The organism is Paenibacillus sp. LHD-117 (assembly GCF_030929555.1).
Lineage (GTDB): Bacteria > Bacillota > Bacilli > Paenibacillales > Paenibacillaceae > Pristimantibacillus.
This window is the reverse complement of sequence record NZ_JAVFVT010000008.1, coordinates 128160-152523: the sequence shown is the minus strand read 5'-3', so window position 1 is coordinate 152523 and position 24364 is coordinate 128160. Positions and strand designations below refer to the sequence as shown.

21 protein-coding genes, 1 pseudogene and 1 riboswitch are annotated in these 24364 nt (G+C 54.6%); of the genes and pseudogenes, 7 read left to right on the top strand and 15 right to left on the bottom strand.

The features are described from left to right. Positions 1 to 255: 255 nt before the first annotated feature. Complete coding sequence (locus RB620_RS08490) at positions 256 to 1020, top strand: exodeoxyribonuclease III (RefSeq protein WP_308093530.1); 765 nt, start codon at positions 256 to 258, stop codon at positions 1018 to 1020. On the opposite strand, the gene RB620_RS08485 is transcribed toward RB620_RS08490, so the two are convergent. Next, entirely contained in the window at positions 1017 to 1889 is an 873-nt protein-coding gene (locus tag RB620_RS08485; RefSeq protein WP_308093457.1) for a phosphotransferase, read from the bottom strand. The two genes, RB620_RS08490 and RB620_RS08485, sit on opposite strands and share 4 nt — an antisense overlap. Positions 1890 to 2117: 228 nt before the next feature. On the opposite strand from RB620_RS08485, the gene RB620_RS08480 reads away from it, so the two are divergent. Next, complete coding sequence (locus tag RB620_RS08480; protein WP_308093455.1) at positions 2118 to 2927, top strand: aminoglycoside adenylyltransferase domain-containing protein; 810 nt, start codon at positions 2118 to 2120, stop codon at positions 2925 to 2927. A 290-nt stretch (positions 2928 to 3217) separates the two neighbouring features. On the opposite strand, the gene RB620_RS08475 is transcribed toward RB620_RS08480, so the two are convergent. Continuing rightward, positions 3218 to 4351, bottom strand: a complete 1134-nt coding sequence (locus tag RB620_RS08475; RefSeq protein WP_308093453.1) for a GNAT family N-acetyltransferase — start codon at positions 4349 to 4351, stop codon at positions 3218 to 3220. A gap of 56 nt (positions 4352 to 4407) precedes the next feature. Beyond that, positions 4408 to 4488, bottom strand: a riboswitch (ZMP/ZTP riboswitch). Between the two features lie 26 nt (positions 4489 to 4514). Next, positions 4515 to 6440 carry an FAD-dependent oxidoreductase gene (locus tag RB620_RS08470; RefSeq protein ID WP_308093451.1) on the bottom strand — a complete coding sequence of 642 codons (1926 nt, stop codon included), beginning with the start codon at positions 6438 to 6440 and terminating at the stop codon, positions 4515 to 4517. A gap of 163 nt (positions 6441 to 6603) precedes the next feature. On the opposite strand from RB620_RS08470, the gene RB620_RS08465 reads away from it, so the two are divergent. After that, complete coding sequence (locus RB620_RS08465; RefSeq protein WP_308093449.1) at positions 6604 to 7782, top strand: acyltransferase; 1179 nt, start codon at positions 6604 to 6606, stop codon at positions 7780 to 7782. A 348-nt stretch (positions 7783 to 8130) separates the two neighbouring features. Here the strand turns inward: RB620_RS08465 and RB620_RS08460 are convergent, their stop codons facing one another. Both RB620_RS08460 and RB620_RS08455 read right to left on the bottom strand, forming a co-directional pair. After that, positions 8131 to 8253: a hypothetical protein gene (locus tag RB620_RS08460; RefSeq protein WP_308093447.1), complete on the bottom strand. Its 123-nt coding sequence runs from the start codon at positions 8251 to 8253 to the stop codon at positions 8131 to 8133. Between the two features lie 122 nt (positions 8254 to 8375). Next, positions 8376 to 8735 (bottom strand): Lin0512 family protein, encoded by a 360-nt coding sequence (locus tag RB620_RS08455; RefSeq protein ID WP_308093446.1) that lies wholly within the window; start codon positions 8733 to 8735, stop codon positions 8376 to 8378. A 149-nt stretch (positions 8736 to 8884) separates the two neighbouring features. Between RB620_RS08455 and RB620_RS08450 the strand changes: the two genes are divergently transcribed. The 3 genes from RB620_RS08450 (at position 8885) to tlp (ending at position 12491) form a co-directional block, all read left to right on the top strand. After that, positions 8885 to 10534 (top strand): copper amine oxidase N-terminal domain-containing protein, encoded by a 1650-nt coding sequence (locus RB620_RS08450; protein WP_308093444.1) that lies wholly within the window; start codon positions 8885 to 8887, stop codon positions 10532 to 10534. Positions 10535 to 10548: 14 nt separating this feature from the next. Continuing rightward, complete coding sequence (locus RB620_RS08445; protein WP_308093442.1) at positions 10549 to 12066, top strand: copper amine oxidase N-terminal domain-containing protein; 1518 nt, start codon at positions 10549 to 10551, stop codon at positions 12064 to 12066. A 209-nt stretch (positions 12067 to 12275) separates the two neighbouring features. Then, positions 12276 to 12491, top strand: coding sequence for a small acid-soluble spore protein Tlp (gene tlp, locus RB620_RS08440; protein WP_308093441.1), 216 nt, complete (start codon positions 12276 to 12278; stop codon positions 12489 to 12491). 92 nt (positions 12492 to 12583) lie between these two features. On the opposite strand, the gene RB620_RS08435 is transcribed toward tlp, so the two are convergent. The 4 genes from RB620_RS08435 to RB620_RS08420 all read right to left on the bottom strand — a co-directional run bounded on the left by RB620_RS08435 (position 12584) and on the right by RB620_RS08420 (position 17322). Next, positions 12584 to 13471, bottom strand: coding sequence for a hypothetical protein (locus RB620_RS08435; protein WP_308093439.1), 888 nt, complete (start codon positions 13469 to 13471; stop codon positions 12584 to 12586). An 11-nt stretch (positions 13472 to 13482) separates the two neighbouring features. Next, complete coding sequence (locus tag RB620_RS08430; protein WP_308093437.1) at positions 13483 to 14784, bottom strand: FtsX-like permease family protein; 1302 nt, start codon at positions 14782 to 14784, stop codon at positions 13483 to 13485. Further along, positions 14781 to 15515, bottom strand: a complete 735-nt coding sequence (locus RB620_RS08425; RefSeq protein WP_308093436.1) for an ABC transporter ATP-binding protein — start codon at positions 15513 to 15515, stop codon at positions 14781 to 14783. Before RB620_RS08425 ends, RB620_RS08430 begins: the two co-directional genes overlap by 4 nt. An 85-nt stretch (positions 15516 to 15600) precedes the next feature. Next, complete coding sequence (locus RB620_RS08420; RefSeq protein WP_374121381.1) at positions 15601 to 17322, bottom strand: alkaline phosphatase; 1722 nt, start codon at positions 17320 to 17322, stop codon at positions 15601 to 15603. 411 nt (positions 17323 to 17733) lie between these two features. Between RB620_RS08420 and RB620_RS08415 the strand changes: the two genes are divergently transcribed. Next, positions 17734 to 18660: a hypothetical protein gene (locus tag RB620_RS08415; protein WP_308093434.1), complete on the top strand. Its 927-nt coding sequence runs from the start codon at positions 17734 to 17736 to the stop codon at positions 18658 to 18660. Positions 18661 to 18919: 259 nt separating this feature from the next. On the opposite strand, the pseudogene RB620_RS30515 reads toward RB620_RS08415, so the two are convergent. From RB620_RS30515 to RB620_RS08385, 6 genes and pseudogenes are all read right to left on the bottom strand, one after another. Continuing rightward, a pseudogene (locus RB620_RS30515) lies at positions 18920 to 19629 on the bottom strand (IS91 family transposase); the annotation flags it as partial. Positions 19630 to 19766: 137 nt separating this feature from the next. Continuing rightward, positions 19767 to 20555 (bottom strand): DeoR/GlpR family DNA-binding transcription regulator, encoded by a 789-nt coding sequence (locus RB620_RS08405; protein WP_308093431.1) that lies wholly within the window; start codon positions 20553 to 20555, stop codon positions 19767 to 19769. Between the two features lie 75 nt (positions 20556 to 20630). Beyond that, positions 20631 to 21473 carry an EamA family transporter gene (locus tag RB620_RS08400; RefSeq protein ID WP_308093430.1) on the bottom strand — a complete coding sequence of 281 codons (843 nt, stop codon included), beginning with the start codon at positions 21471 to 21473 and terminating at the stop codon, positions 20631 to 20633. A 207-nt stretch (positions 21474 to 21680) separates the two neighbouring features. Then, entirely contained in the window at positions 21681 to 22025 is a 345-nt protein-coding gene (locus RB620_RS08395) for a hypothetical protein (protein WP_308093429.1), read from the bottom strand. Positions 22026 to 22123: 98 nt separating this feature from the next. Then, positions 22124 to 23443: an MFS transporter gene (locus tag RB620_RS08390; RefSeq protein WP_308093427.1), complete on the bottom strand. Its 1320-nt coding sequence runs from the start codon at positions 23441 to 23443 to the stop codon at positions 22124 to 22126. Positions 23444 to 23586: 143 nt separating this feature from the next. Further along, positions 23587 to 24351 (bottom strand): TSUP family transporter, encoded by a 765-nt coding sequence (locus RB620_RS08385; protein ID WP_308093426.1) that lies wholly within the window; start codon positions 24349 to 24351, stop codon positions 23587 to 23589. Positions 24352 to 24364 lie beyond the last annotated feature (13 nt).

Below are 24364 nucleotides of genomic sequence, written 5' to 3'. Positions count from 1 at the left end.
GAGGAAGTTCAAAAAGTCCAATTTTGATCACGAAGGTTTTCAGGAAGCTTATTCGGCATCGAATCTTGAATTCAGCCGGACCTTCCGGTGCTCACGTAGCTGCCACTACGCTCCGCTCCTCAGTTCCTAGCTTCATCCAACCTTCTACAGCGTTTTTGAAAAAAACGCAGCATCGGAAGCATAAGCTCATGTGCTGAAAACCGGACTTTTTGAACACACACATATATCAACTCAAGGAGACGAATCGACATGACGATCAAATTGGTTTCATGGAACGTGAACGGTCTGCGCGCCTGCGTGGGCAAAGGGTTCCTGGACTACTTCCGCGAGAAGGACGCGGATATCTTCTGCCTTCAAGAGACGAAACTGCAGGAAGGCCAGATCGAGCTCCCGCTGGGAGAAGATTACCATCAATTCTGGAATTACGCGCAGAAAAAAGGATATTCCGGCACGGCAATTTTCTCACGGATCAAGCCGCTCTCCGTCCGGTACGGGCTTGAAACCGACGAGGAGCCCGAAGGCCGCGTCATTACGCTGGAATTCGAGCATTTCTACATGGTGACCGTCTATACGCCGAACGCCAAGCGCGACCTCTCCCGCCTGGACTATCGTCTGGAGTGGGAAGCCCGATTCATGTGCTACCTGAACGAGCTGGACAAGCTAAAGCCCGTCGTCGTATGCGGAGACCTCAACGTCGCCCATCAAGAGATCGATCTCAAAAACGCGAAGTCCAACCACGGCAACTCCGGCTTTACGGCGGAGGAGCGCGAATGTATGACAAAATTGCTCGATTCAGGCTTCGCCGATACGTTCCGGCGCCTCTATCCCGAACGGTCGGATGCGTTCACCTGGTGGTCCTTTATGCCGAAGGTCCGCGAGCGCAACGTGGGTTGGCGCATCGACTACTTCCTCGTATCGGAGCGGCTCGTTCCTTCGGTGAAGGATGCCGGCATCGATGCCCATATTCTCGGAAGCGACCACTGCCCCGTCACGCTTGAGCTTGAGGAACCGCAGCGTTAATCCAGCAGTTCCTCCATCATGGTCGCCCATGAAGGCCAAGCCGCCAAATAAGCGGGCAAATCCTGCGGATGGTGCATGAGGCAAATCGCGATCCTGCAGTAAAGCTGGAATGCCGTCTCGAGCATGACCTCCGAAGGCTCGGCCCTTTGGACGCTTAATCCTTCATAGGCGCGCAGCAGCGTTTCGACGTTCAAGTCGTCGGGAGACGAGCAGAACGCGTACGTGAAATCATAAAGTATCGGCCCGGCGATCGGCGACGGGTCGATGACGCCGGCCATCTTCTCCTCATGGAAGACGAAATTATGAACGCCCGTATCGCCGTGCAGCCAATACTTGTCGTCCGCGCCCCAGTCCCGCAGTTTTTCCTCCCATGTCCTTTCGGCAATCTTATGATCCTTCGCGGGAAGAACGTCCCCGATTGTCTCTTTGGCGAACTCGAGGCTTCTCCGATTAAATTCGCGCCATGTCCGGCAAGGCGAATCCGGCCTTCCGAAGTCCCGGAACTCCTGCTCGGGGGTGTAATGATTAAGCAGCCCGGCCGCGAGCCTATTCATCCAGTCCAGCTTGCTTCCCCTGTTGATATGTGTCGTTCCCCGTTGGTAGGCATACAACAAATAACGGTGCTCCGGATCCGCGTGAAGGAGCGTCGGCAGCAGCGGCGACTCTGAATACCGGTTTAGAAAATCAGCCGTTTCCCGCGTGTAAATCGCGTCCTCCAGCTTGAGCACGTACGAAGGCGTACCGTTTTCGGATAAAATATAAACCCGTCCTTCGGTTGTCCCTTTAACCGCCTTCGCCTCCGGCCGCCCCGCCGCAATGAGGTTTAGATGGGCGAGTCGTTGCAATATCTCGTCTATCGTTTGTTCCATTTCCGTATCTTCCTCTTTCCCCGACATCCAGCTTCTTGGTTCTCATGTTTTTAAGTATAGCTGAATCGTTGGGGGCCGAACGGTAAAGTTTGACTATAGATTTCCTCTCACCTTGCGGCCATCGCTCCAAGGATTTACATTTCTTTATAGCGGTTCACGAACGATGGATCGGAATAAAGACAATGTTTGCGAAGTAAGATGCAACGTGAACATTGAAGGAGGAACATCATGAAAAGTTATGACTGGAAGGACTGCCCGCCGGACGTGAGGCGGCAAGCAGACCTGATCCGGAACTATTTGCACGATTACCTGGGGAAATCGCTCATAGGCGTGTATGTGCACGGCAGCATCTCGCTCGGCAGCTTCCTGCCTGAGCGAAGCGACCTCGACCTGTTGATCGTCGTCGACCGGGCGCTCTCCGCCAAGGAACGTTTTAAGCTGATGATCGCTTTCCTCAGCCTGCACCGCCAGCCGGTGCACGTGGAAGCAAGCATCGTATTGAAGTCGGATATGGAGAAGTGGAGCTATCCAACGCCGTATCAATTCCATTTCAGCGAACATTGGCGGAAGCGGTTCGAAGCGATGGAAGCCCGGGAGGATGACTTGTTCTGGCGGTTCGAAGGAGACGCGACGGACAGCGACCTCGCTTGCCACGTCAGGCTTACGAAGCAGTTCGGTGTCACCTTGTACGGCCCCGAACCAAGCGCAATATTGCCCGACGTGCCGGAATCGGATTTCTGGCATTCCATCAGGGCCGATGCGGACTACAGCGCCAAGCTAAGCGGCGACCTGGAGAATGAAGGCGTCCTGTCGCTGCTTCGCATTTGGGCTTACAAGGAAACGGGGTCGATCCTTTCCAAGACGGATGCATGCCAATGGGCAGCCGGCGCGCTCCCTGAGCCGCTTCGCCCCTTCGCCGAGAACGCGATAAACGAATACGCTTCGAACGCAGCGCCTGCCCGCTATAACCAGAACGAACTCCACGCGTTTAAGACCTTCCTGCTGGAAAAAATCGATGCCGCGGTGCCGGTTGGCTGATTCTTGCCGACTTAATTGATGCAGTTTGTGCATCATTTTTGAAGCGAGCCAATCGTGTATTAGACATTCCTGCACTCCGTACATCAATTTCAGCCGTTTTCCCGCCACAGTCGCTCATTATTGGCAAAATTGATGTACGGAGTGTAGGATTTAATTGATTTCCGGCTCGTTTGACTGGGAATTCCTGCAGATCTGCAGGAAATCTGGTTCCATGTTGGGCTGGCTGTAGCCGAACAGCGATTTTCTCTCCCTTTTTACTGGGTATGAAGCTGCCAATGTATTCAAAGGAATCAGGGCGTAGCGCCTTCTCGCCTTAATTCCTTCTCATACAAATTCGCGCTCCAGCCTTCCCCGTCAAACCTGCCTTTAAGGATGAAACCCGACCGTTCATAATACCGGTTAAGGCCGGGATTGTCCGCCATGCAGTCGAGGCGCATCCAACGCTTCCCCTTCTCCCGGATGTATTGCTCGGCAAAGGCCAGCAGCTCGCTGCCGATCCCCTCGCCCTTGCACGAACGCGCCACCGCCAGCCGATGCACGTAACCCGCGTCGTCATGGAATTGTTCTCCCCATATTTCTTCATATGCCCAGTGGACGGAGAAGCAGCCAACCAGCTCCCCGCCCCGGAAGGCGACGAACATCTCGTGGCTGGCCACATAGGCGGATACCCTCTCGGCGGTAAACATCTCCTCCCGCCATTGCCAGAAGCCGTGCTCGGCGCGAATCCACCGGGCAGCCTCGCACAGCAATCCGCGAAGCCGATCCACATCATCCGCCCTCGCTCTGCGAATATGGAGCGGCTTGCGGACGTCGCCCGCGCATGCGTTAGGCTCGCGATGCCATTCGTACTCCAACTTGGAGGCGGTGTCCGTCGCCCTTTCTTCTCCGTGCAGCTTGGAAACGATGTAGAGCGCCGCATCGATCCCCGCCGTGACGCCGGCGGATAGAACGATTCGTCCGTTGTCGACGTAACGGACATCCTCGACGATCGTCGCGCTGGCGGGAGCCGCTTCCCGGAGCAGCTCCATCGCCCTGCGGTTCGTCGTCGCCCTCAAACCTTCGAGCACGCCCGCTTTGGCCAGCAGCAGCGCGCCCGTGCAGACGGATAACGTAAGCTCCGCCCGCGCGCATTCCGCTCCGATCCATTCCGTCAGCTCCGCGTTATACATCTCCTTGCGGGCGCCCCATCCGCCGGGAATGACAAGAATATCCGGATCGGGACAGTCGCCGTCGCGAGCGCCATAGGTCGGCATCAGGGTAAGGCCGCTCACCGTCCTCACCGCGCTCTTCTCCATCCCCACCGTGTACACATGGAAATCCCGCCCCCAATCGCTCGCCACCGCGAATACGTCGAAGGGCCCTGTCACGTCTAGCGAATCCACTCCCTCGTACACCAACACCGCCACGTTTCTTCTTTCTCCCATCGCCATCGCTCCTTCATGTTTTTGACAAAAAAGAGCACTCGGTCGCAATCGACCCAATGCTCTGCCCAGGCGAACGGCTCGTATGAAAGATGCGCTCCCTCGTAGTGCTCTACGTTTCGCCAGTTACGCATCCCTGTTCTTCGTCAGTCACTTTCTTCGTCAGTCACTCGTAAACAACGCCAACCGCGAACTCGACCACATCCCGCACCAGCGAGAACACTTCGCCGACCTTCAGTTCCTCGGTGTCTTCGATCTCGGCCAGCGTCGATTCGGCGAGCCAGCCGCGATTCTTGAGCTCGGTTAACGCGCCTTGCGGCTCTACGGATAAGCCGGCGCTTAAGCAAACCGTATACGCGAGCTGCTCCAGCGTAAGCGGCAGCTTGGCCGGCTCATCCAGATCGGCGATCGCCTCGTACGGATTGCCGCCGAAGAAATCGGCATGGACCGTCTTCACCATCTGCATGTTGTTGGCGAATTGTCCGGCCGTGGCGATACCGTCGAGGTTCCAGGCGTCGTTGTGGTCGCCGCCGAACGTGAGCGACATGCTGACGGCGGCCAGCAGCCCTTTATAATATTTATGCTTCGCGTATGCCGGCGTTTCGAACTTCGCGCGGGTCAGCTCCATGCCCTGCTTCGTCAGGCGCTCGCGGAGCTCGACGATCCCTTCCTTCGACTGCGACAGCTCGCGGAACGAGAGGCTCCGCTCCGCCGCCAGCTTCACCGCCGCGCCGGCCGCTTCGCCGGTCGCCATGCCGAGCGGGATGACGCGCGCGCTGCCGTGAGGGATCGTATCGAAGCTTGCGGCGCGACCGACGACTAGCAGGTTGTCTACGCCGAGCGGAACGAGCGTGCGGAAGGGCACGCCGTACTGCTCCGGCGCCACGACGATCGCGCCGCGGTCCTGCGCGTTCAAACGCTGAATATCGACCTTATAGGAGCCGTAAGCGATGGCGTCCCAGAAATCCCGGTTGTCCACCACGTCCACGGTCGTGAGGCGGTATTCCCCTTCGATATGGCGCGTCTCCCTGACGTAAAGCTCGGGCGCGACGCCTGCGAACTCTACGTCCTTCAACTCCTTGTACGTCTTGCGCAGGTAGTCCACGATAAGCGGCGCTTCCTTCGTGCCGATCTCAAGCGCTTCCTGCACGGAAGCCGGATTCAGCGGGTCGATGCCGAAGATGTGCATAGCGTTGATCAAAATCGTATCGTCGTTCTGCCTGCCAACGTTCAGCGCTCGGATGCCGACCCGTTCCGGATTGGAGGACACGTATTCGCGCGCCTTCAAGAAGCCCCAAGCGCTCATGCTGTCGATGCCCGTTCCGTCGCCGATGTTCGCGAACGAATCCCACACCTTCTGGGTGACGCCGCTCATCTTGAACACGAGCGTGACGGCCATCTGATCCTGCGGCCGTCCGATATCTTGCCTGCCGATCGTGTACGGCGCGCCGGCGAGTGCGGCGATGTCGGCGTCCTGCGTCGCGTCGATGACGGCCCCCGCTTTCACTTCATGCGCGGTTCCCCCAGCGTCCACGATTCGTATCCCCTCGATGGCCGCGGCGGGTTTCCACGTACCGACGACCGGTTCCATGCTCCGGACCTTCATCATCAGGTCGATATTCGGCTCGTCCTTCACCATCTCGTAGAAGGCGTTGGCCGCCGTGTTCACGTCGAAGGACGTGCCTTCGATCCGGTCGTACCATTCTTGAAAAATACCCTTGTTCAAAAAATTCAGCTTGCCGGACAGCTTCGGCTGCTCCGGCGAATAGTTCAAGTCAAGCGAGTTGAGCCAGCCCAGCGTCATCAGTCCGCCGAGGATTTCGCGCTCCCGCCCGTCGACGAGCAGCACGCTCAGCCCGTTTCGCGCGGCTGAGATCGACGCGGCGACGCCCTCGGGATCGGTGCCCGCCACGATGACGTCGTAGCGGTCCTTCGGCTCCGCGACGGATTCGACCTTCGTCAGCGGCCGCGGTTCATGGACGTTGACGGTTTTATTTTTTTCCTTGTAGAACATCCATCCCGCGACGGCCGCGGCCGCCAATACGATTAACAATAAAAAAATAATCAGTGCCGTTCTCTTCTTTCGCATCATTGGTTAGGTTTCCTCCTGGATTCATCGGGCTTCGTCGACTCTAGCGATCGATTGCTGGCTCATAAGTGCAATTCTCGTTCACTTGACACGGCCATATTTGTAGACCACAATTGGATTTGGGATATATAGGAATTTTTACAAAATTGATTGGCTGGAGGTATTCATGAATCAACTTCCTATCGGCACGATACGGCGAGCGCGCATTACGGAGCTTGATCTCGTCCGGGCCGTCGCGATCTTCGGCGTCCTCGCGGTCCATGCTACATCCTTCGCCACCATGGAGATGAAAGGCACTACGGATACCGGCTACTTCCTCTACAACTTCGCGAATATCTTCATGAAATTCGGCACGCCCGTTTTTATCTTTTTGAGCAGCTTCGTCTTATTCCTGCGCTATCAGGATCGCCCGTTTGCTAGAGAGACATTCGTTTCCTTTTACAGGAAGCGGCTAATCCACATCATTATACCATATACTGTATTTTCGACAATCTACTATATTGCCGTCGCGGTTACGAGAACGGAAGCGGAGCGTCCAACTAACTTTGCGCTGGATTATCTCGGCAAACTCGCGACGGGCACGGCATATTCCCATCTCTATTTCGTCTTCATCAGCATTCAATTCTATCTGTTGTTCCCGCTGGTGCTCTGGCTGTTCCGCGCTTACCCGCGGCTTGCCGCTTGGGCGATCCCGGTTGGTCTAGCCATACAATGGGGGTTCTACGGGGCCGATCAGCTTGCAGACATTCCGTATATCGGCAGTTGGGCGTTTTCCTACTTCAGCTTCTACATGCTTGGCGCATATGCAGGCAGCAAATATGAGCTTATTAGAGGATGGGTCGCTTCGCAAAATCGGACTTCAACGTACCGTTTTTTCACGATCGCATTATGGGTAGGATGGTCGGCAACGGGATTGCTCCATTCCTGGATCTGGTTCCAGCTGCGCGCGCACGGCGTTTCCTCTCCTCAGCAACTGTTCCAATTATTATGGAGCGTCTTCGCATTTCTCTCGGCGATCGCGTTCACGCAAGCTGCGTTCCATGCGGAGAAACGGTTTGCGCATTCCCGCACGGTTCGGGTTCTCAAACTGCTCGGCACCTATACTTTCGGCATCTATCTGCTACACCCGCTGCTTCTTGCGGTTTATCGGGAGTTTCGGCCAACCGGCGCCGAGCCGTACGTTCTCCACCTGTGGTACGCGGGCGGATTCCTGCTCGCGCTGTTCGGCACATGGGTCATCGTCGCGTTCGCGCAGCGCCATGTACCTTTCGCTTGGCTCTTCTTCGGCAAAAATGAAGAACGAAATACGCGCGCTGAGGGGGTTAAGAAGGTTGTCTCCGGGTAAGCATGCACCAAAAAAAGATGTTTGGTCCGTTTCCGAGACCAAACATCCTTTTGCTACGCGCTATCTATCGTCAAGTAGATTTCTCCGGAATTTCGTAACCACTGGATGATCTAACGGAAGTCAGCGCTCTTAATATGCGATTATGAGCCTATATGGATATCTAACGGAAAATAGAGCTCTTATTCTATTAAAAAATGGCGTTTTTCAGACTGAAAACCAGAAATAAGGCCTTATACATCCGTTAGAAATTGAAATCAAGCAAAATGAGCCGAATAGCGTCATCCGCTTCCGTTAGCATATTAACATTCTAGATCAACCGCAAATGTAACGGTTTTTAGGATCGTTCTACTAGGCCTTTTTGTTTAAGTTGCCTTGTTCTTCAGTGAACGCCGCATTTTTCCGGCCGGTAAAGACAATGCTAACCACACAGCCAAGTAATACGGCAACCGTTCTGACATTACGTTTACTCATGCTTGTCATCTCCTTTGTCTGCGGCTATGTCCTAATGATAAGGCCTAGCCGAACAACCAACCATCGATTGCTCTTACAAAAGAGATGACAACTTTGTAAGCTTCCCGCCTTCGCGCTTTTCGTCAGTACCCTACCTCCACGGATGCAATCACGACATACGCCAAGTCGTTCACGTCATCCTTGTCCGCCAGCACGATGCCGCTGCTTGTCAGCATGCCTCCGTCAACAACCTCGAAAGTGACTTGCCCATACGGAAGCTCTTCCCGAACAACGTCCAAGTCAAGCGACTCCTTGTCTACCGGCACGGCAAGCCTCACGTTGACTCTCATATTCGCAAGATCCCCGCCCGGAAGCACGGACCGGATTCCCGGCATCGAATTGTGGTGGATCGCGTTTTGCACCGCGCGCACCGCCGCTTTTGTCACGTTTTGCCCATGCAGGTCAATCCCCATCCCGATTTCTACAAACATCATTTTATCCATTTCGGCTCGTCCCTTCCATCGCTCGTATGCTTATTCGATTGATTACAATTATCGTACAGTTTGTCCGGTGCACACCGCAACCTTTCGCCGCCAACTCCGTCTATGGTATTGGAAATATTTTATTAATTTAGACGGATGGTGGATATGCGATGGGCGAAAAAAGCAACAAACGTTTGGCAGCGCTCTTCATCTCGGCTGCGATGGCAGTGCCTATTGGCTCGGCAAACGCCGCTATGGACTTCGAAACGAGCGTCGGTTCGGCCTCGCAAGTTCGAGCCGACGCGCCGACGGGCGTTGCTCATCTTGAACTTGTTCCGCAACAAGTGTTTACCGAGCCAACCGTGGAAGTCTCGCCCTCCGTCAAGCTTGAGGTTGGCAGCGCCGCCATCAAACAGGCAAAGTCGCTGCAGCTGATGCCGGAAACGGCGACCGCTGTAACCGCCAAGCGGGTTGGAGACTCTTGGACTATTAAATACAAGGAAAAAGAAGCGTGGCGGTACGGAACGGTTTCGCTGGATGCGAACACAGGGCAGCCTACGGCATTTCAAGAAAATTTCGGCAGCACCTACATACTTGACGGGGCTCCTCTTGTGTTCCTCGGCGAAGAAAAGATTACGTACGAAGAAGCGGCCGCCATCGCGGAGCAGTATTCGGAGAGTCAAGGCTGGATGCAGGACGCCGAGTGGATGCTGGACCTTTATCCCCAAGTCGTTAATCTTAGGTTCGAAACCACCGTTTACCATAAAATCCGATTTGACCGCTCGTTTGCCGGCATCAGGTATACGCCGAACAGCTTCGATATTTGGGTGGATCGCGAAACGGGAGAAGTGAAGGCCCATTATGTCGAGTGGAACGAAACGGATTTTGATGTTCCGAAGGATATGCTTCCTGCCGTCGAAGCTGCGGCCATCTTTTATCGGGAAATCGATCCGTTCCTCCAATGGTCGTATTGGTTCGAGAATGCAAACGACAGCAACCTTCTATATGCCATGCTCCCCGTCTATACGTTGGACGCCGGAGGGGAGCTCCCTAAGGAACGCAACCAAGAGAACCCGCCGTTTACCGATAAAATCAAACCCGCTTATCCCATGGAGCTGGCAAAAAAAAGGTTACTCTCGTTATACGATCTGGAACTCCATTACCTAAACGATGCTCCCGGCAAAGCCTCCCCCTATTACCAATTGCGGATCAAGCCGGGCGTCCCGCTGTTCCATTCCGGCGAGCATCCCTTTATTCAAGCCCGTACGGGCGAATGGATCGACTTCGGGGATGACCCGGTTCGCGTCGAACTGCCTCCCGCCAGCGATTGGCTGATCGATGCCGCGGTGCCGGAGAGCGCCGTCGATTACCAAGCCACGGTCGTCTGGAATAACAAGCTGCTGGAGCTGAAGGATATTCCTATTTACGAGCAAGGCACGATATTATTCCCGTTGCGAGACCTTATAGCGAAGTTAGGCGCGAATATCCGCTGGGATCCAGTCTCGCGCAGCGTAACCGTCAGCAAAGGAGGCAGCACGCTGGAGCTGACGATCGGCTCCGACACGGCGCTCGTGAACGGCGAACTGAAAAAGCTTCGCGTTCCCGCGAGAATTGAAAATGGACGCACCTACATTCCCGCGAGGCTCGTGCTTGAATCGCTCGGCGCCAAAGTCGGCTGGCATCAAGGCTCCCGCCTCGTCATGGTCCATACCGATCCGGCGTTGCCCGAGCTGACTGCCGCGGAAATCGGGCAAATTCGGTTCGAGGCCCAGCTGGACTGGGAAGAGAAGATGATCGGTCGACACATTGTTCATGATTAGGAGCGTGAAGCGCGATGTTTAGGACGTTATCGAAGCTGTTGCTTGCGGCGGCTATCGGTTTGGGGACAATGACAGTCCCTTCTACTTCCGGGGAAATAGCAGCCGCCGCGGCTGACGTGAAGCTGGCGGACAAGGAAGCGGCGATCAAACAAGCGAAAGTCTTGAAGCTGCTGCCGGATCTCGCTAGGATAGAATCCGCCGGAATGCTAGGCGATAAATGGAGAATCATTTACGCCATAGACGATTCCGGCACGATGGGCAGCATCTCGCTCGATGCGGCGACGGGGCAGCTTGTGCAATTCAACGAACATAAGAGTTGGGATTCCATAAGCGGCGATCCAAATGACCCTCCTTTCGACATCGGCAAGGAAAAAACGACGTTCGAAGAAGCGGTCGCGATCGCCGAACAATACGCTAACGATCAGGGATGGCCGCTGGACGCCGATTGGATGCTGAACCGCTACCCCGAGTCCGAGTATTCGACCAGATGGGAAAGCAAAGCGTATCACAAAATCCGTTTCGACCGTTCCTACTCGGGAATCCGCTACGATCTGAACCGCTTCCAGATTTGGGTGGACCGCGTGACGGGAGAAGTCGTCGCACACCATGTCCTTTGGAGCAAAACCGAATTCAACATTCCTCGGGATATGCTGCCAGCCGGAAACGCCGCGGCCATCTTCTACCGGGAGCTCGAACCTTTCCTGCAATGGTCGGACGGGAGCAGCGAACCAAAGCTGAGGTATGCCATGCATGCCGCTTACACAATGGATGCCGGAGGCGAGATGCCGAAAGCGCGCAACAACGAGAATCCTCCGTTTACCGATAAAATCAAGCCGGGATACGCCGCGGAGCTTGCCAAAAAGAAGCTCCTCTCGCTTTATGAGCTTGAACTTCAATTTTTGATGGATCAGCCTAATCAAGCCGTTCCTTTTTACCAGCTCAAAATAAAACCCGGCGTCCCTTTGTTTTATTCGGGCGCTCACCCCTACATCGACGCGCATACCGGCGAATGGATGGATTTCCTGGATCAACCTCTAAAGGCCGAAGTCCCTCCTGCCAGCGACTGGCTCGTCGAACGCGCGGTGCCGCAAGGCTCGGTCGGCTATAAGGCAGCCGTCGTCTGGAACAACGAGCTGCTCGAGCTGGCAGGCGAACCGTTGATTCGCAACGGCAGCACCCTGCTCCCGTTCCGCGAGCTGCTGGAGAAGCTGGGCGCGTACATCCACTGGGATCCGGTCGCGCGCAAAGTAGCCGCCAGCAAAAGCGGCAGCAAGGTGGAATTGACGATCGGTTCCGGAACGGCGCTCGTGAACGGCAAACTGCAGCCGCTCGGCGCTCCGGCGACGATCGTGAAAGGCAGAACCTATATTCCCACAAGGCTCGTGCTCGAAACCTTCGGCGCCAAAGTCGGCTGGAACGACGGTTCGCGGCTCGTACTTGTGAACACCGACGCAACGCTGCCTGCTTTAAGCGCCGCCGAGATCGGACAGCTTCGTTTCGAGGCGCAATTGAACTGGGAAGAGAAGCAGTGAGAAAAACTACTATCGAAGTAATCCGAGGATGTGCGACCGCGTTTAAGCGGAAGCTTTTATCGCCAATCAGAAAGATCTCCTTTACGCTTTATCGCTTAAAGAACTTAAATGTTCTGATGTGGTGAGAAAACCTCTATTGAGGCATGCATAAGGAATACCATCATGGACCATTCTAATGAAGGATTTTCAATTAGATGGGAGGGATTACGATGGCCAAACCGGATAATCGCGCCGACAACGCCGAGCATCTTCAACAACATATCGAGGATACGCAACAAAATCTGCAGGAAGCGGAGGCGTATCTCGCAGAGCATGCCGAAGAGATCTCCGCCGTAGAAAAGGAAACGATTCTGGCGAAAAACGAACGCCGCAAGAACAGCATCGAGGGTTTCGAAGCGGAGAAACAAGACGAGCAGAATCAATAACGAAAAAAAATCCCCCGTCTACCCTTATCGGTTCAGCGGGGGATTTGCGTTGGGAGCGGATCTCTACGGGCCGGCTCCATTTTTTTGGCAAGTTAAGCTTTGATTTCTTCAAACTTGGCGTCGTACAGACGGAACATCGTCTTATAGCCGGATTCGTCTACTTTGATGCCAACGTCGAGCCTGCCCGTAATTTGAAGCGGCTTGGATGTATAACGCAGCTTGGACCCGTCCTTGACGAACACGATCATGATTTTGTTCCAATACGTTTCGTCCCCGTTATCGAACGGGCATTCCGCTCCCGGCTCCGGAATGAGCAGGAACCAGTTCTTGTCGAAGGAAAGCACCTCGCCCATAAACCCTTTGATCTGGACGGTCGCGCGGTCGTCGGACAAGTCCCAGAACCGCTCGGACGGCGTCGTCTGCTCTTCGTTGTCGAAAAATCCGTTCCAAGTGATCGACGGGATTTTGTTCGTCCCTTCATCGGCGGACGGCTGCTCGGTTGCCGATGGCTTCGCTGTCGGCTTCGCTGTCGGCTTCGCGGTCGGTTTAGCCGTCGGTTTCCCTGGCGGTTTCGTAACGGTCGAACCCGTTTGGGGTTTATCCGTTGACTCGGGAGCGGTCACGGGTTTAACGGACGGTTTCCCGCCGGACAGCCCCTCTGCCGTATTCCCGGTCGTTATATTCTCGGAAGCCGTAGCCGTACTTGACGGCAAAGCCTCGTTCGTATTCGATGCCTCCGGCGCTTCCGCTTCGATGTCGCCATCCGATATGCCGGTCGTTTCGCCTGCTGGCGGCGCGTCGGAATCGGCCGGCGGTTGACCGATCGCCGCCACGGCGTTGGCACCTGCCTGCGCTTCCGAGGCGGCATCGCCGAACGAACCCGATTCGCCGCCGGACTGCTTCGCCCCGCAGCCGCTTACGAGTGCTGAGATGATCGCCGCGGCCGATATGACCGTAATTGTCCGTATTCTAATCCTCAACTATACCCCTCCTACTCTCTGAATAACGTCAGCGCATCGGTGCGGTAAACGCCAAGCGCGGGCCCAATCGAGGCGGCGGTTCCGATCGCGATCGTCGCCGCGATCAGCAGCCACTCTTCGCTCGCGATACGAAGCGCCTGCAGTTGGATGCCGGTTTGCTCGAACAACGATTCGCTCATCAAAGCTCCCGCTCCATGTCCGGCTATCAGGCCGATCAACAACCCGATCGCGGTTAACGCCAGCCCTTCGCCGATCAGCCTGAGCAAGATATACGATCTCGACTTGCCGATTAACCGCAGCAATCCGACATCTCGCTTCCGCTCTTGGATCGACGCCGTCAGGGCAAGCAGCAGCGTCACCGCGGCAAGCAGCACGCAGACGAACATGACGATGAGCAGCAGCTGCGAGCCGGTGTCGACGACGTTCAGCACATCCGCGACCGCCTTTCCCGTATAGACAGCCTGCACGTTATTATGCGCGTCGAACTGCGTCTTGAGCGATTGCACGCCAAGCAAGGTGCTCGGCTTCACGATGATCGCCGTAATCTCCTTGTGCGCTTCGTCCATCTCATGAACGGCCCATGCGTAATCCATCGTCGTGAAGATGGCGCGATCATCCGCCGTGTTCAGCTTCGGTAGAATGCCTACGACGGTGTATTTGAAGCTCGCGTGCGCGTCATGCGATTCTCCCTCTTGCGCCTCGTCCGCATGTTCTTCGCCTTCATGCGCGGCTTCTTCGCCCGCACCTTCCGAATGTGCTTCACCCTCATGCTCTTCGACTGCTTGCTCCTCCTCATGCTCAAGCTCGACGTGTTCCACAAGTCCATGCGCTCCGCTGAACGTGTCGCCGATCCGCAAATTCAGCGCGTTCGCGACGGCGTAGCCAACCGTCACTTCGTCAAGACCCGCGTACAGCTTGCCTTCCGCCAGCTGACGATCCGCATAACGGGTCAGGAAGTAGGCGGGATCGATGCCGACGATGGGATAACCCTCATGGCTGTCTCCAGTCGTCATGCCGAACGCCGCATCCGTATGCTCGCTCTCTTCGGCTTCTTCCAGCAGCCCGTAAGGGATGTTCCCCGTCGGAGCGCCGACCCGGTAGAACGTGTTCAGCACGAGCTGCGACTCGCTGCCGTCCGCGCCGATGACGAGCTCGAACGGGCCGTACCCTTTCTGCGCCCCTTCCTCAACGCCATCCCTGCTCATCAGCATCAAGGCGAAAAGCGCCACCGTAACCGCAACTGCAATAATCGTTAGGGCGGCCAGAAACGAACGGTGCTTCAAATTCGTCCAAATATACGTCCAGCCGTTCATCCTTCCGCAGCCTCCTTCATGCCCTCTCGATAGGAATCGCCGCTTCGACCCGAGTAGCGCAGACATTCGTTGATTTCGTTCATCTGCACCGTCATAGGGAATAACTTCGCGAGCTGCAAGTCATGCGTCACGGCAAGCAGCGTGGAGCCGTTCTCCTTGCAGATGTCGAGCAGAAGCCGCATGACCGAATCGGCCGTTTCGACGTCGAGGCTGCCCGTGGGCTCATCCGCCAACACGATCGGAGGGCGGCACGCCAAAGCCCGCACGATCGCCGCGCGCTGCTGCTGGCCCCGAGATAATTTGCTCGGCAGATGGTTCATGCGATCCGCAAGACCGACGCGCTCGAACCATTCTTCGAGCAGCCGGTTCCGTTCCTTCCGGCTTGCGGCGCGAGGCAGCACAAGCTCGACATTCTGCCGGATCGTTAGCGACGGGATCAAATAAAAGTCCTGAAATACATACCCCACGTACTCCGCCCGGTAAGCGTCCCGCGCCCGCTCCGACATAGCGCTCACGAGTTGGTCCGCTGCGACAAGCCTGCCTTGGTCGGGCGCCAGCACGCCGCCGATCAGATGCAGCAGCGTGCTCTTGCCGCTTCCGCTTTGCCCGAGCAGGGCGATCCGCTCCCCTTTCTTCACGGCCCATTGCTCGATGTGGACGATCGGCAGACGCTGCTGTTGCTTCGCCCCGAACGATTTTTTTAAACCTTGAATCCGTATCATATCCGTCATTGTTCAGCCTCCTCCTAGCCGCCTCAAGCAAATAGACAGGAGAGCAAGCGCTCCCCCGTCTATTGACTTGCTCATTAGTCGTTCATTATTTGACGATGCGCTCGGACAACGTGTCCCACGTCATGCTGCTGCCGGTCAGCTGATTGAATGCTTCCAGCGGTAGGTACAGCTTGCCGTTGTCTACATCGCTCGCAAGTCCGGATGCCGCTCCGTCGATCAGGACCGTACGCTCATCCAGGTTCACACTCAGCGTCTTGCCGCCGAGGGCGATAGAAGCCGTGCGAGTCGCCGCATCCCATTTCACTTCGCCGCCAAGCGCTTCGGCCAGCGCCTTCGCCGGGAACATCACTTGATTGTCGCGCGTCACTTTGAATTTCGGATACAGGTACTTCGCTTGAAGGCCTTTGCTTGCCGCCTCAAGGTCAACGCCGATCACTTCGGCGGACGCCGTCGCGATGCGGGTATTGTCGATTTGGCCTTTCACCAGGCTGGTGATTGGACCGTAAGCCCATACGCCAACGTCAACCGCGGAGTGGCCGTGGCCGCTCCAGCCTACAAGCAATCTTTTGCTAATCACGGCGTTATAGGCGCCTTCTTGGGCATAGGAGGAACCGTCGCCGGCCATGATCTGCTCGGCTTCTTCGTCGGACAGGTCCGTAATCCAAGTGTTAGCCGCCACGATTTGTTTCACTTCCTCGATCGTCTTCGCTTCCTTCAGCTTGCTTGCAATCGATTCGGAGGAATGTTTCTGCTGATCCCAAAGATCCAGATTCAGCTCGTAAACATTGTCGCGGGATAGCGACAGGCCGCCTGTCTCATGGTCGGCTGTAACGACGACGGACGTGTTGCCGTCCTTCTTCGCGAAGTCGAGCGCAACCTTCACCGCCGCGTCGAAATCAAGCATCTCTTGAATCATCGTCGGGAAGTCGTTCGCATGGGAAGAATGGTCGATCCGGCCGCCTTCGATCATGATCGCGAAGCCGTTCTCTCCTTGGGACAGAATATCAAGCGCCTTGTCCGTCATCTCGGCCAGGGAAGGCGTTTCTTCCGAACGGTCCGGAACGTAGGCAACATGCGAGCCGCCGAACAAGCCAAGCACCTTGTCGCTGTCCGCAGGCAGAGCCGCCAGACCGGTGCGGTTGCTAATATAGTCGTAGCCTTTGGCTTCGAAGTTGTCGATGATCGTTTCGTCCGAACGTTTGCCCTTCTCTTCCTTGCTGATGAAGTTCGCGCTTCCGCCGCCAAGCAGAACGTCAACGCCGCTCTCCAGGTACTGGGAAGCGATAGCGTTCTCGTTGTCGCGGCTTCTCACGTGGGAGGCATATACCGCAGGCGTCGCGTGCGTGATACGAGCCGTCGTTACGAGACCGGTCGATTTGCCTGCCAGCTCGGCCGCTTCGATGACGGAGGCGAACGGTTTGGCTACGTCCTCGTTAGAAATGCTGATTGCCGCGTTGTACGTTTTATTGCCCGTGCCGAAAGCCGTTCCGGCGGAAGCAGAGTCCGTGACGACGCCGGATACGACCGTTCCGCCGTCTTCGCCGCGATCCGCGTATGTCGTCGCTTGTCCAACATAAATGCTGTCGAGCGTCAGATGGTCGATGCCTTTTTGATACATCAAATAATTGCGAGCGGCGGACACTTGGGCAGGTCCCATTCCGTCACCGATTAATACAATTACATTTTTGGATGGCGCGGTCGTTTCCGATGTCGTCGCCGCATCCTCGGCGTTAACCGCTGCCGTGGACACTACCGACATTGCCATGCAGCCTGCGAGGACGGTGCGGAGCGCTTTCTTATTCAACATAATCTCCTCCATATTCGAAATAGTAGATTTGCCACTCGATGACTATTGTCCTCTACTTCCATCATGGGAGTATTAGGATGAGATAAAGAAATCGTAAAACGCGAAGCCGGCATAACAAAAAGCCTAACGGCTCCGGAGAGGATTGGCCATCTCACGTGATTTTTTGTGTTGTCTTCTTTATAAAAAATATTTCAAAAAAAATACAACCATCTTGAATTTCTAGGTGTCTATTTAATATGGGGTAAAAGAACTAGTGAGGGAGGAAGATCAAATAATAGAGTCAATAAGATGCCCCTGACCTGATAATCTTTCGTTCCTAAAATTACTAATAAAATAATTTATTCCCAAAAAATACTTAATGTGGTATGTTGTTTATGGCATTAAAATATGAATTTTTTAGGAGGATACACAATGAAGAAGAGATTTACTTATACTCTGTTAGCAGCAATGATGATTGCTACTAGTCTCACCTCAGGAGCGTATGCAGCCGGCAATGCCACAAAATCACCGATACTTGAAAATGGCGATTCCGGTAGTAACGTTCGCTTCACGATCCAGTCAACCACTCCGACAATAACGGATCCAGAGGAAGTTCAGGAACGATTGGATTTAATTGATGCTGAAGCATTAGAGATTTATGCTCAAACCAAATCACTAGATGCTGTTGGAGAATACCTAGAGGATAACGGATTTATTAATGTCGGTGAAACTGGCGAAACTGGAATAATGCCTATGTCCTCTGTTAACCAGGATGTCGTCGTAATTACTCCGAATGTTTATTACGACACGATGACGAGTGTTTATCGCGTTTCTTCCGGATTCGCATGGAAAAATAACAGCAGCGGTGTGAGAGAATGGCGTGATGATAAATCTTGGTGGTGCTGCGATCTTATGTACCCATCTGATGATGTTGGCGGTATGGACCAGTTTGGAATATACTTCGATACCAGCACTGGTTTGCAAAACTATGGTGGTCATAAATTAACTCTTTGGAATTCGAATGACTCCATTACTGAAACACTAACTACCCCGGCAGCATCTACTGCTCAAGGTGTAGCCTTTACTGGTCAGGACACAATCAGATATAGAGGCGCAGGTTGGGGGAATCAAAGTGGATATGATTACAATTGGGATGATGGTGTTTTGACAACTTATTTCAAAACAACTGCTGCTGCTGCAGGAAAGTCACGTGAAGTCAGAGCCCAGTTTGATCATAGTTGGGATGATACAAATATTAATAGCATTGGAATTCAACCATGGGGAATTACCATCGGCTGGTCGGTTCAAGGTAAAGCTTGGACAGCAGTTCCAACTAACCCGTATTACTGGTATACTTAGAGTATTATGAATTTACCAACAATTATTTTAGCTTTAGTCACTCCTCTCGCTTCTTCAATAACAGCGGTTTTTTTCTACAAAAAAGGGAAAGGATCCGCCCTATTCGCTGGTTTTATCGCTGGAATTGCAACTTTTCTTCTTCTGTATTACCTTTTGCGTTTTATACCAACGAATAACTATTAAGAAGGAAAGTGCACTACATTATGAACCTCGGAGAAGCCGATCGATCAGGAATCACACCTGATTGATCGGCTTCTTTGTCATACTCCTCAATTCGACTCACTGCAATTATCGATCTTCGGATATATCGTCCAATGTAACCGAGCTACTGCTTTACTTTCCCTTTCTGTTTCGGCGCATACACATAAAAGCCTTCTCCGTTCTTCGAATAGGCTTCTTGCAAACGAGGCTGCGCTTGCTTTTTCTCCTATCCGTCCAACTTCCCGCGAATGAGCTTCAGCACGACCGTTTGCCACTGTTTTATCAACATTTCAAATGGAATGTACTCATAGGTCTTCCACTCGCCATTTCTCTTCATTCCGCCCATCGTCACCAGCATATATACGTCTTGATTAAAATTTATTCGAGATCCAAGCGTATGTAAACCTACTATAATGCCTGGTTTTACCTTATGTTTCTTTTCAAAATACTCTTTTATCACTCGAACGGCTTCATCCATAAATGGTTTAAGCAGCTTAGCACGGTGAAGCAAAAACACCTCTCGCAGCCCTTCGTCAATCGTAAATACAACATGACGGTGGTTCACCTGAAACACATCCTGTTCCAGCAACCTCGACCATTCTTCCGTCTCTCCACACGAGCGGGTCGTAAAAAATCTCCCCTTTCAGCGATACGAAACAAGCCTCAGATCGTGGCATCCTTCGCAGACCAGCAACTTAATTTGTCTACAATCCGATCCCAATGCCCACGCTCATCAAAGAAGATTCGCTTTAGTATGTTAGGCTCCATCCCCTTACCACACCTAAAACAAAAACGAGGCGGAAGACAAGCCCCACTCCGAAAATTTATTAATTCTATAATGTCAAAAAAAGACCGGAGCCTCTCAGCCCCGATCCATGATCTATCGTTTTTGCTTTTCCTCGGTCTCAGGCTTGCGCCACGATCCAGCTCACTTCCCGCTCATCGAGCGTCTCGCGCCATTCCTTCGGCATTTCCTTGTCGCAGACGACGATATCGATGTCCCGCCAATCCGCTATCCGGTACAGCTGGGTGCTGCCGATCTTCGAGCTGTCGGTCATGACGACCGACTGCCTTGCGTTCTGCATCAAAAGATGAACCAATTGCCCGCGCTCCGCGTCGAACGACGTAATGCCTTTGCCAAGCACCATGCCGTCAATGGAAACAAACGCCTTGTCCGCATGGAACATGGAGGCCATCTTCTCCGCGATGGAGCCCGATACCCTGGCGTGCACTGAATTGACCTTGCCTCCGATAAAATAAACTTCGCCGGAATACAAGCCCTTGTTTTTGTACTCCATGAGCAAGTGAAGCGTCGGGATCGAGACCGTGAGTATAGTCAGGTTTTTTTTGTTCGGCAAAAAATGAATCATTTGCATCGGCGTCGTGCCGTCGTCGAGGAAGATCACGTCGTTGTCATCGACGAGCTGCGCCGCGGCCTGGCCGATCCGTCTCTTCTCGTCGGCGTACAGCACTTCCCGCTTCAGGTATGAAGGCTCTTCGCCGGCAATGTTAATCTTGACCGCGCCGCCGTATACCCGCTTCAATCGGTTTTCGGCTTCCAGCTCTTCCATGTACCTTCGAATCGTCTCGGAGGATACGTTCAGCCGCTTGACCAGATCGATCGTTTTTACTTGTCCTTCCGCATACAACAGATCCAGAATAATGCTCTTCCGTTCCTCTCCAACCAAAGACATAGGAATAATCGCCTCCCGATTCGTACAAGCTTCAGCCTTCATTATAAGGGGAGGATTCCGGTCGCGCCATCGTTTTCATGTTCCCCATATTCCGATCGTCACGATCCCGGTCGTAATGACGGCCGCGAACAGCACCCTGCTTCGTCCATGAGCTTCCTTCAACAGCCATATCCCGAGCAGAGTTCCGAAGACGGTGCTGATCTCCCGAATCGGCGCCAGCTGGGAGACTGGCCCGAGCTTCATGGCAAACAGGAACAGCAAATACGAGCCCGGAGACAGGATGGTGCCGATCAGAATGCTATGCCAATTCGCCGACCATTCCGCGCGGATCGCCTTCGACCGGATCGAGCTGCGGAATAAGACGATGACGGAGCCAAGATTGGATACGAAGATCAGCGACAATGGCGAAATGTATTCCAATAACATCTTATCGTTCAGCGTGTATCCCGTAATCATGACCCCGACCAGCAGAATTGGCCATAACGCGGCTAAACGCCGACCCGCGCCGGCTAGCCGCAGCCCTCCAATCGCAAACAATCCCGCCACGATAGCCGCAACGCCCAGCCATCCGGCAAACGTCAAGTACTCGTCGTAAATCCAGATGCCGAGCAGAGGAACGCATAACGCCGCAACGCCGCGCATGACGGGATACGCCTGAGACATATCCGCACGCTCGTACGCAATCGGCAGCAAATACATATAGCCCATCTGGAACAAAATCGTGACCGCCATAAGCCCGTAACCTTCGATCGGGATGCCGCTGGAGATATCGTGAATCAGGAAAGGCAGAAACACGGCGCAACCTCCGAGATGGATGAGCCAAAGGAATACGGTTTTATTGCGGCTTGTTTTGGTAAAAAGGTTCCAGATCGAATGCGCCATTCCGGAAGCAAGCACTAGCCCAAGAGCGATCGCCATTCTTCTCCCCCTCACGATTTTTGATTTAATTGTAGGATAAAAACCAACTAAAAACAACAAATTCAACATAAAATATTAACATATTTAAGTGTATTAATTGCATTTTACTTGTGATATAATGTTTCGATTACGCAAAAAAACCGAATGAAGCCGTATGTCGGATACGGTTTCACTCGGTTTTCTTTCGTTCAAGCGTTCTCAAAAGACTTAGAGCGGGATCCGGTATTCCGAATTCAGCTCGATGATATGTTCGCCTTGATTATAGACCCAGCTGAAGTGGAAAACGTTCCCCTGATATTTCGTGCGCTGGCGAATATCCGGGACGATCGTGGAGTCGATGTGGTCGATAATGATGCCTTCCATCTCCTTCAGACGCCTCAGCGTCTCCGCTGCGAGCTCTGCCGCCTTGTCGTCAGGGAGCGAGAGACGGAAGTAATGCTCCGCTACTTCCTCGGCCGCCAGACCGTCCTGCATTTCGTACCCCGCCCCGCGCAGCACTTCCTTCACAGTCTTGATCCAATCGCTTGTCAAATCCATCGTAATCTCGTACATGATCATAGCTCCTATCCGTCGGGTCATCTTATTACGTTACCCTATCATACGGTTCGGAGCGGTTGCAAGTGCGGAATTGGAAGCTTCTTCGGCCGCGACTACACCGAGGGTTTGCTCTCGCTTGCGGACCCTTCGCCATCTTCGGCCAGCGGCCGAAGCTTCACGAAATAGGAGAGCGCGAACGAAACGGCGAGGAGCAGCAGCGGCACGACGCTAATAAGCACGCGGAACGTCAGCTCCGGATTGTCGCCCGGCTTTTCCCCGCTCTCGTAGCCGAAGATGACGCCCACGATGAGAAAGGCCAGCGCCGAGATCAGTCCGCTCGAGCGCGTTATGAAACCGCTGACCGCGGTATACACCCCTTCCCTTCTACGGCCCGTCTGCTCGTAGTCGAGATCGATAATATGGCTGTTCACGACGGGCGGCGTGACGAGGAAGCCGGCCAGGCCGAAGCCGACCAAGACCCCCGCGGCGATGCCTGTCGCCAGATTGCTGCCGAACCAAAGCGGAATGACCGATAGCGCATACGTGAGCAGGGACAAGCGCCATGCTTTGACGCCGTCCATCCGTTTGATAATCCAGTACCAGACGCCGACTAGCGGGATGACGGATACGAAGATGGAGGCCAGAAGCAGCGCCACTTGTCCCTCCGGCACCTTCAACACGTACTTAGCATAAAACGGGATCATCGAGCTCAGCAGTCCGTTCACCGTCTGGGCAAACGAGTTGGAAATATTGAATATCCAAAAAGGCTTGTTCGCGAGCGTGGCGGAGAACGACTCCTTGATGCCCATGCGCGGTGTCTTGCGGGCCTCCTCATCCTCTCGCGTAAAGCGGAGGAATAACACCATCAGCAGCGCGAAAGCCGCTCCGAATACGAGCGCCATCGGCCCGAAGCCGAAGCCGTCGTACAGGATCGGTCCCGCTACGGATGCGATCAGGATGGCCACGATCTGGTAACCTTGCTGGATCGCGGACGCTTTCTTCCGAAGCCCATTCTCCCGGTACAGCTCTGGGAACAGCGCCCCGTAGTTGACCCATATGATCGAGGCTACCGCCTCGAACAAGACGAGCGCGACCAGGAACCAGACGAACAGGCCGGTCTCGGACAACTCTCTCGGCGCGGAGAACACCATAAAGAAGGTAAGGATAAATAACGGAATCGACGCGTACAGCCAAGGCTTCCTCCGCCCGTGCCTGGTATTCGTCCGATCTGAGAAGTACCCTGCCATCGGTTGGTTCACGGCGTCCCAGATCATGAACACCGTTCGCGCGATCGTCGCAAGACCTACCGCGAGCCCTAGCTTCTCTACATAGTAATACGTGTAAAACGCGCTGAACGCCTGACTCGGAATCATCATCGCCAGCATGCCGAACGCATACATCCACGGCGAATTGACCACTCTGCTTCGTGCCATTTTTCTCACGCCCCCCTGAAATGACAACCTTTCTCCTCAAGAATACTGGGATTGCCTTGGAGTTGCAACGAAAGATTTCCTAGCATTTTACAGAGGAATGCCGGTTGATCCGAAGTCTGACCCGCAGCCGATCCGCAAGCCGATCAGCCTGCAGCCAGAAGCCAAATCTGCCGCGCGATCAACAACGCGCTGACCCCGATGAACAGCGGGCGCACGTAACGCGCTCCCTGCTTGATGGCGACGCGCGAACCGGCGAGCGACCCGAGCACCATCGCGGCTCCCATAATCAAGCCTATGCCGTAGGCCACCGATCCGAGCACAACAAAAGCTGCCAGGCTGAACAAATTGCTGGTGAAGTTGAGCAGCTTCGCGTTGCCGGCCGCTTTGACGAAGTCCATGCCGAGCAGAAGAAAAGCGAAGATCAGGAACGAACCCGTACCGGGTCCGAAGAAACCGTCGTAGCCGCCAAGCAGCAAGGCAGCAGCCGCCATGGCGATTCCGCTGCGTCTGGTGAGCGCGCGAAAGGTTCCAATCTTGCCCCAGTCGCGGCGGAAAAGCGTATAGACGGTCACGCCGATCAGCATGACCACCACGAGCGGGCGCAGCCAGTCCGATGGCACGAGCTGCAGCAGGACGGTGCCCGACACCGCGCCGACGGCCGTAAGCGGCACAAGCTTGCCGGTTAATCGCAGGTCGATATGCCCCGAGCGCAGGAAAGCCAACGTGCTCGTCAGCGACGACATCGTGCCGGCCAGCTTATTCGTGCCGAGCGCCAAATGCGGCGGCAGCCCTGCCGCGAGCAGCGCCGGCACGGCAATCAAGCCGCCGCCTCCGACGACGGCATCGACGAAAGCCGCGAGGAATCCGCCCGCGGCTACGATCAGTACCATTTGCCAAGTAATATCCATTCCTTGCACTCAT

What these genes read in the sequence shown, in the direction of transcription:
- RB620_RS08485 (WP_308093457.1), bottom strand. Translation starts at nt 1,889, where the DNA reads ATGGAACAAACGATAGACGAGATATTGCAACGACTCGCCCATCTAAAC.
- RB620_RS08480 (WP_308093455.1), top strand. Translation starts at nt 2,118, where the DNA reads ATGAAAAGTTATGACTGGAAGGACTGCCCGCCGGACGTGAGGCGGCAA.
- RB620_RS08475 (WP_308093453.1), bottom strand. Translation starts at nt 4,351, where the DNA reads ATGGGAGAAAGAAGAAACGTGGCGGTGTTGGTGTACGAGGGAGTGGAT.
- RB620_RS08470 (WP_308093451.1), bottom strand. Translation starts at nt 6,440, where the DNA reads ATGATGCGAAAGAAGAGAACGGCACTGATTATTTTTTTATTGTTAATC.
- RB620_RS08465 (WP_308093449.1), top strand. Translation starts at nt 6,604, where the DNA reads ATGAATCAACTTCCTATCGGCACGATACGGCGAGCGCGCATTACGGAG.
- RB620_RS08460 (WP_308093447.1), bottom strand. Translation starts at nt 8,253, where the DNA reads ATGAGTAAACGTAATGTCAGAACGGTTGCCGTATTACTTGGCTGTGTG.
- RB620_RS08455 (WP_308093446.1), bottom strand. Translation starts at nt 8,735, where the DNA reads ATGGATAAAATGATGTTTGTAGAAATCGGGATGGGGATTGACCTGCAT.
- RB620_RS08450 (WP_308093444.1), top strand. Translation starts at nt 8,885, where the DNA reads ATGGGCGAAAAAAGCAACAAACGTTTGGCAGCGCTCTTCATCTCGGCT.
- RB620_RS08445 (WP_308093442.1), top strand. Translation starts at nt 10,549, where the DNA reads ATGTTTAGGACGTTATCGAAGCTGTTGCTTGCGGCGGCTATCGGTTTG.
- tlp (WP_308093441.1), top strand. Translation starts at nt 12,276, where the DNA reads ATGGCCAAACCGGATAATCGCGCCGACAACGCCGAGCATCTTCAACAA.
- RB620_RS08430 (WP_308093437.1), bottom strand. Translation starts at nt 14,784, where the DNA reads ATGAACGGCTGGACGTATATTTGGACGAATTTGAAGCACCGTTCGTTT.
- RB620_RS08425 (WP_308093436.1), bottom strand. Translation starts at nt 15,515, where the DNA reads ATGACGGATATGATACGGATTCAAGGTTTAAAAAAATCGTTCGGGGCG.
- RB620_RS08420 (WP_374121381.1), bottom strand. Translation starts at nt 17,322, where the DNA reads ATGTTGAATAAGAAAGCGCTCCGCACCGTCCTCGCAGGCTGCATGGCA.
- RB620_RS08415 (WP_308093434.1), top strand. Translation starts at nt 17,734, where the DNA reads ATGAAGAAGAGATTTACTTATACTCTGTTAGCAGCAATGATGATTGCT.
- RB620_RS08405 (WP_308093431.1), bottom strand. Translation starts at nt 20,555, where the DNA reads ATGTCTTTGGTTGGAGAGGAACGGAAGAGCATTATTCTGGATCTGTTG.
- RB620_RS08400 (WP_308093430.1), bottom strand. Translation starts at nt 21,473, where the DNA reads ATGGCGATCGCTCTTGGGCTAGTGCTTGCTTCCGGAATGGCGCATTCG.
- RB620_RS08395 (WP_308093429.1), bottom strand. Translation starts at nt 22,025, where the DNA reads ATGTACGAGATTACGATGGATTTGACAAGCGATTGGATCAAGACTGTG.
- RB620_RS08390 (WP_308093427.1), bottom strand. Translation starts at nt 23,443, where the DNA reads ATGGCACGAAGCAGAGTGGTCAATTCGCCGTGGATGTATGCGTTCGGC.
- RB620_RS08385 (WP_308093426.1), bottom strand. Translation starts at nt 24,351, where the DNA reads ATGGATATTACTTGGCAAATGGTACTGATCGTAGCCGCGGGCGGATTC.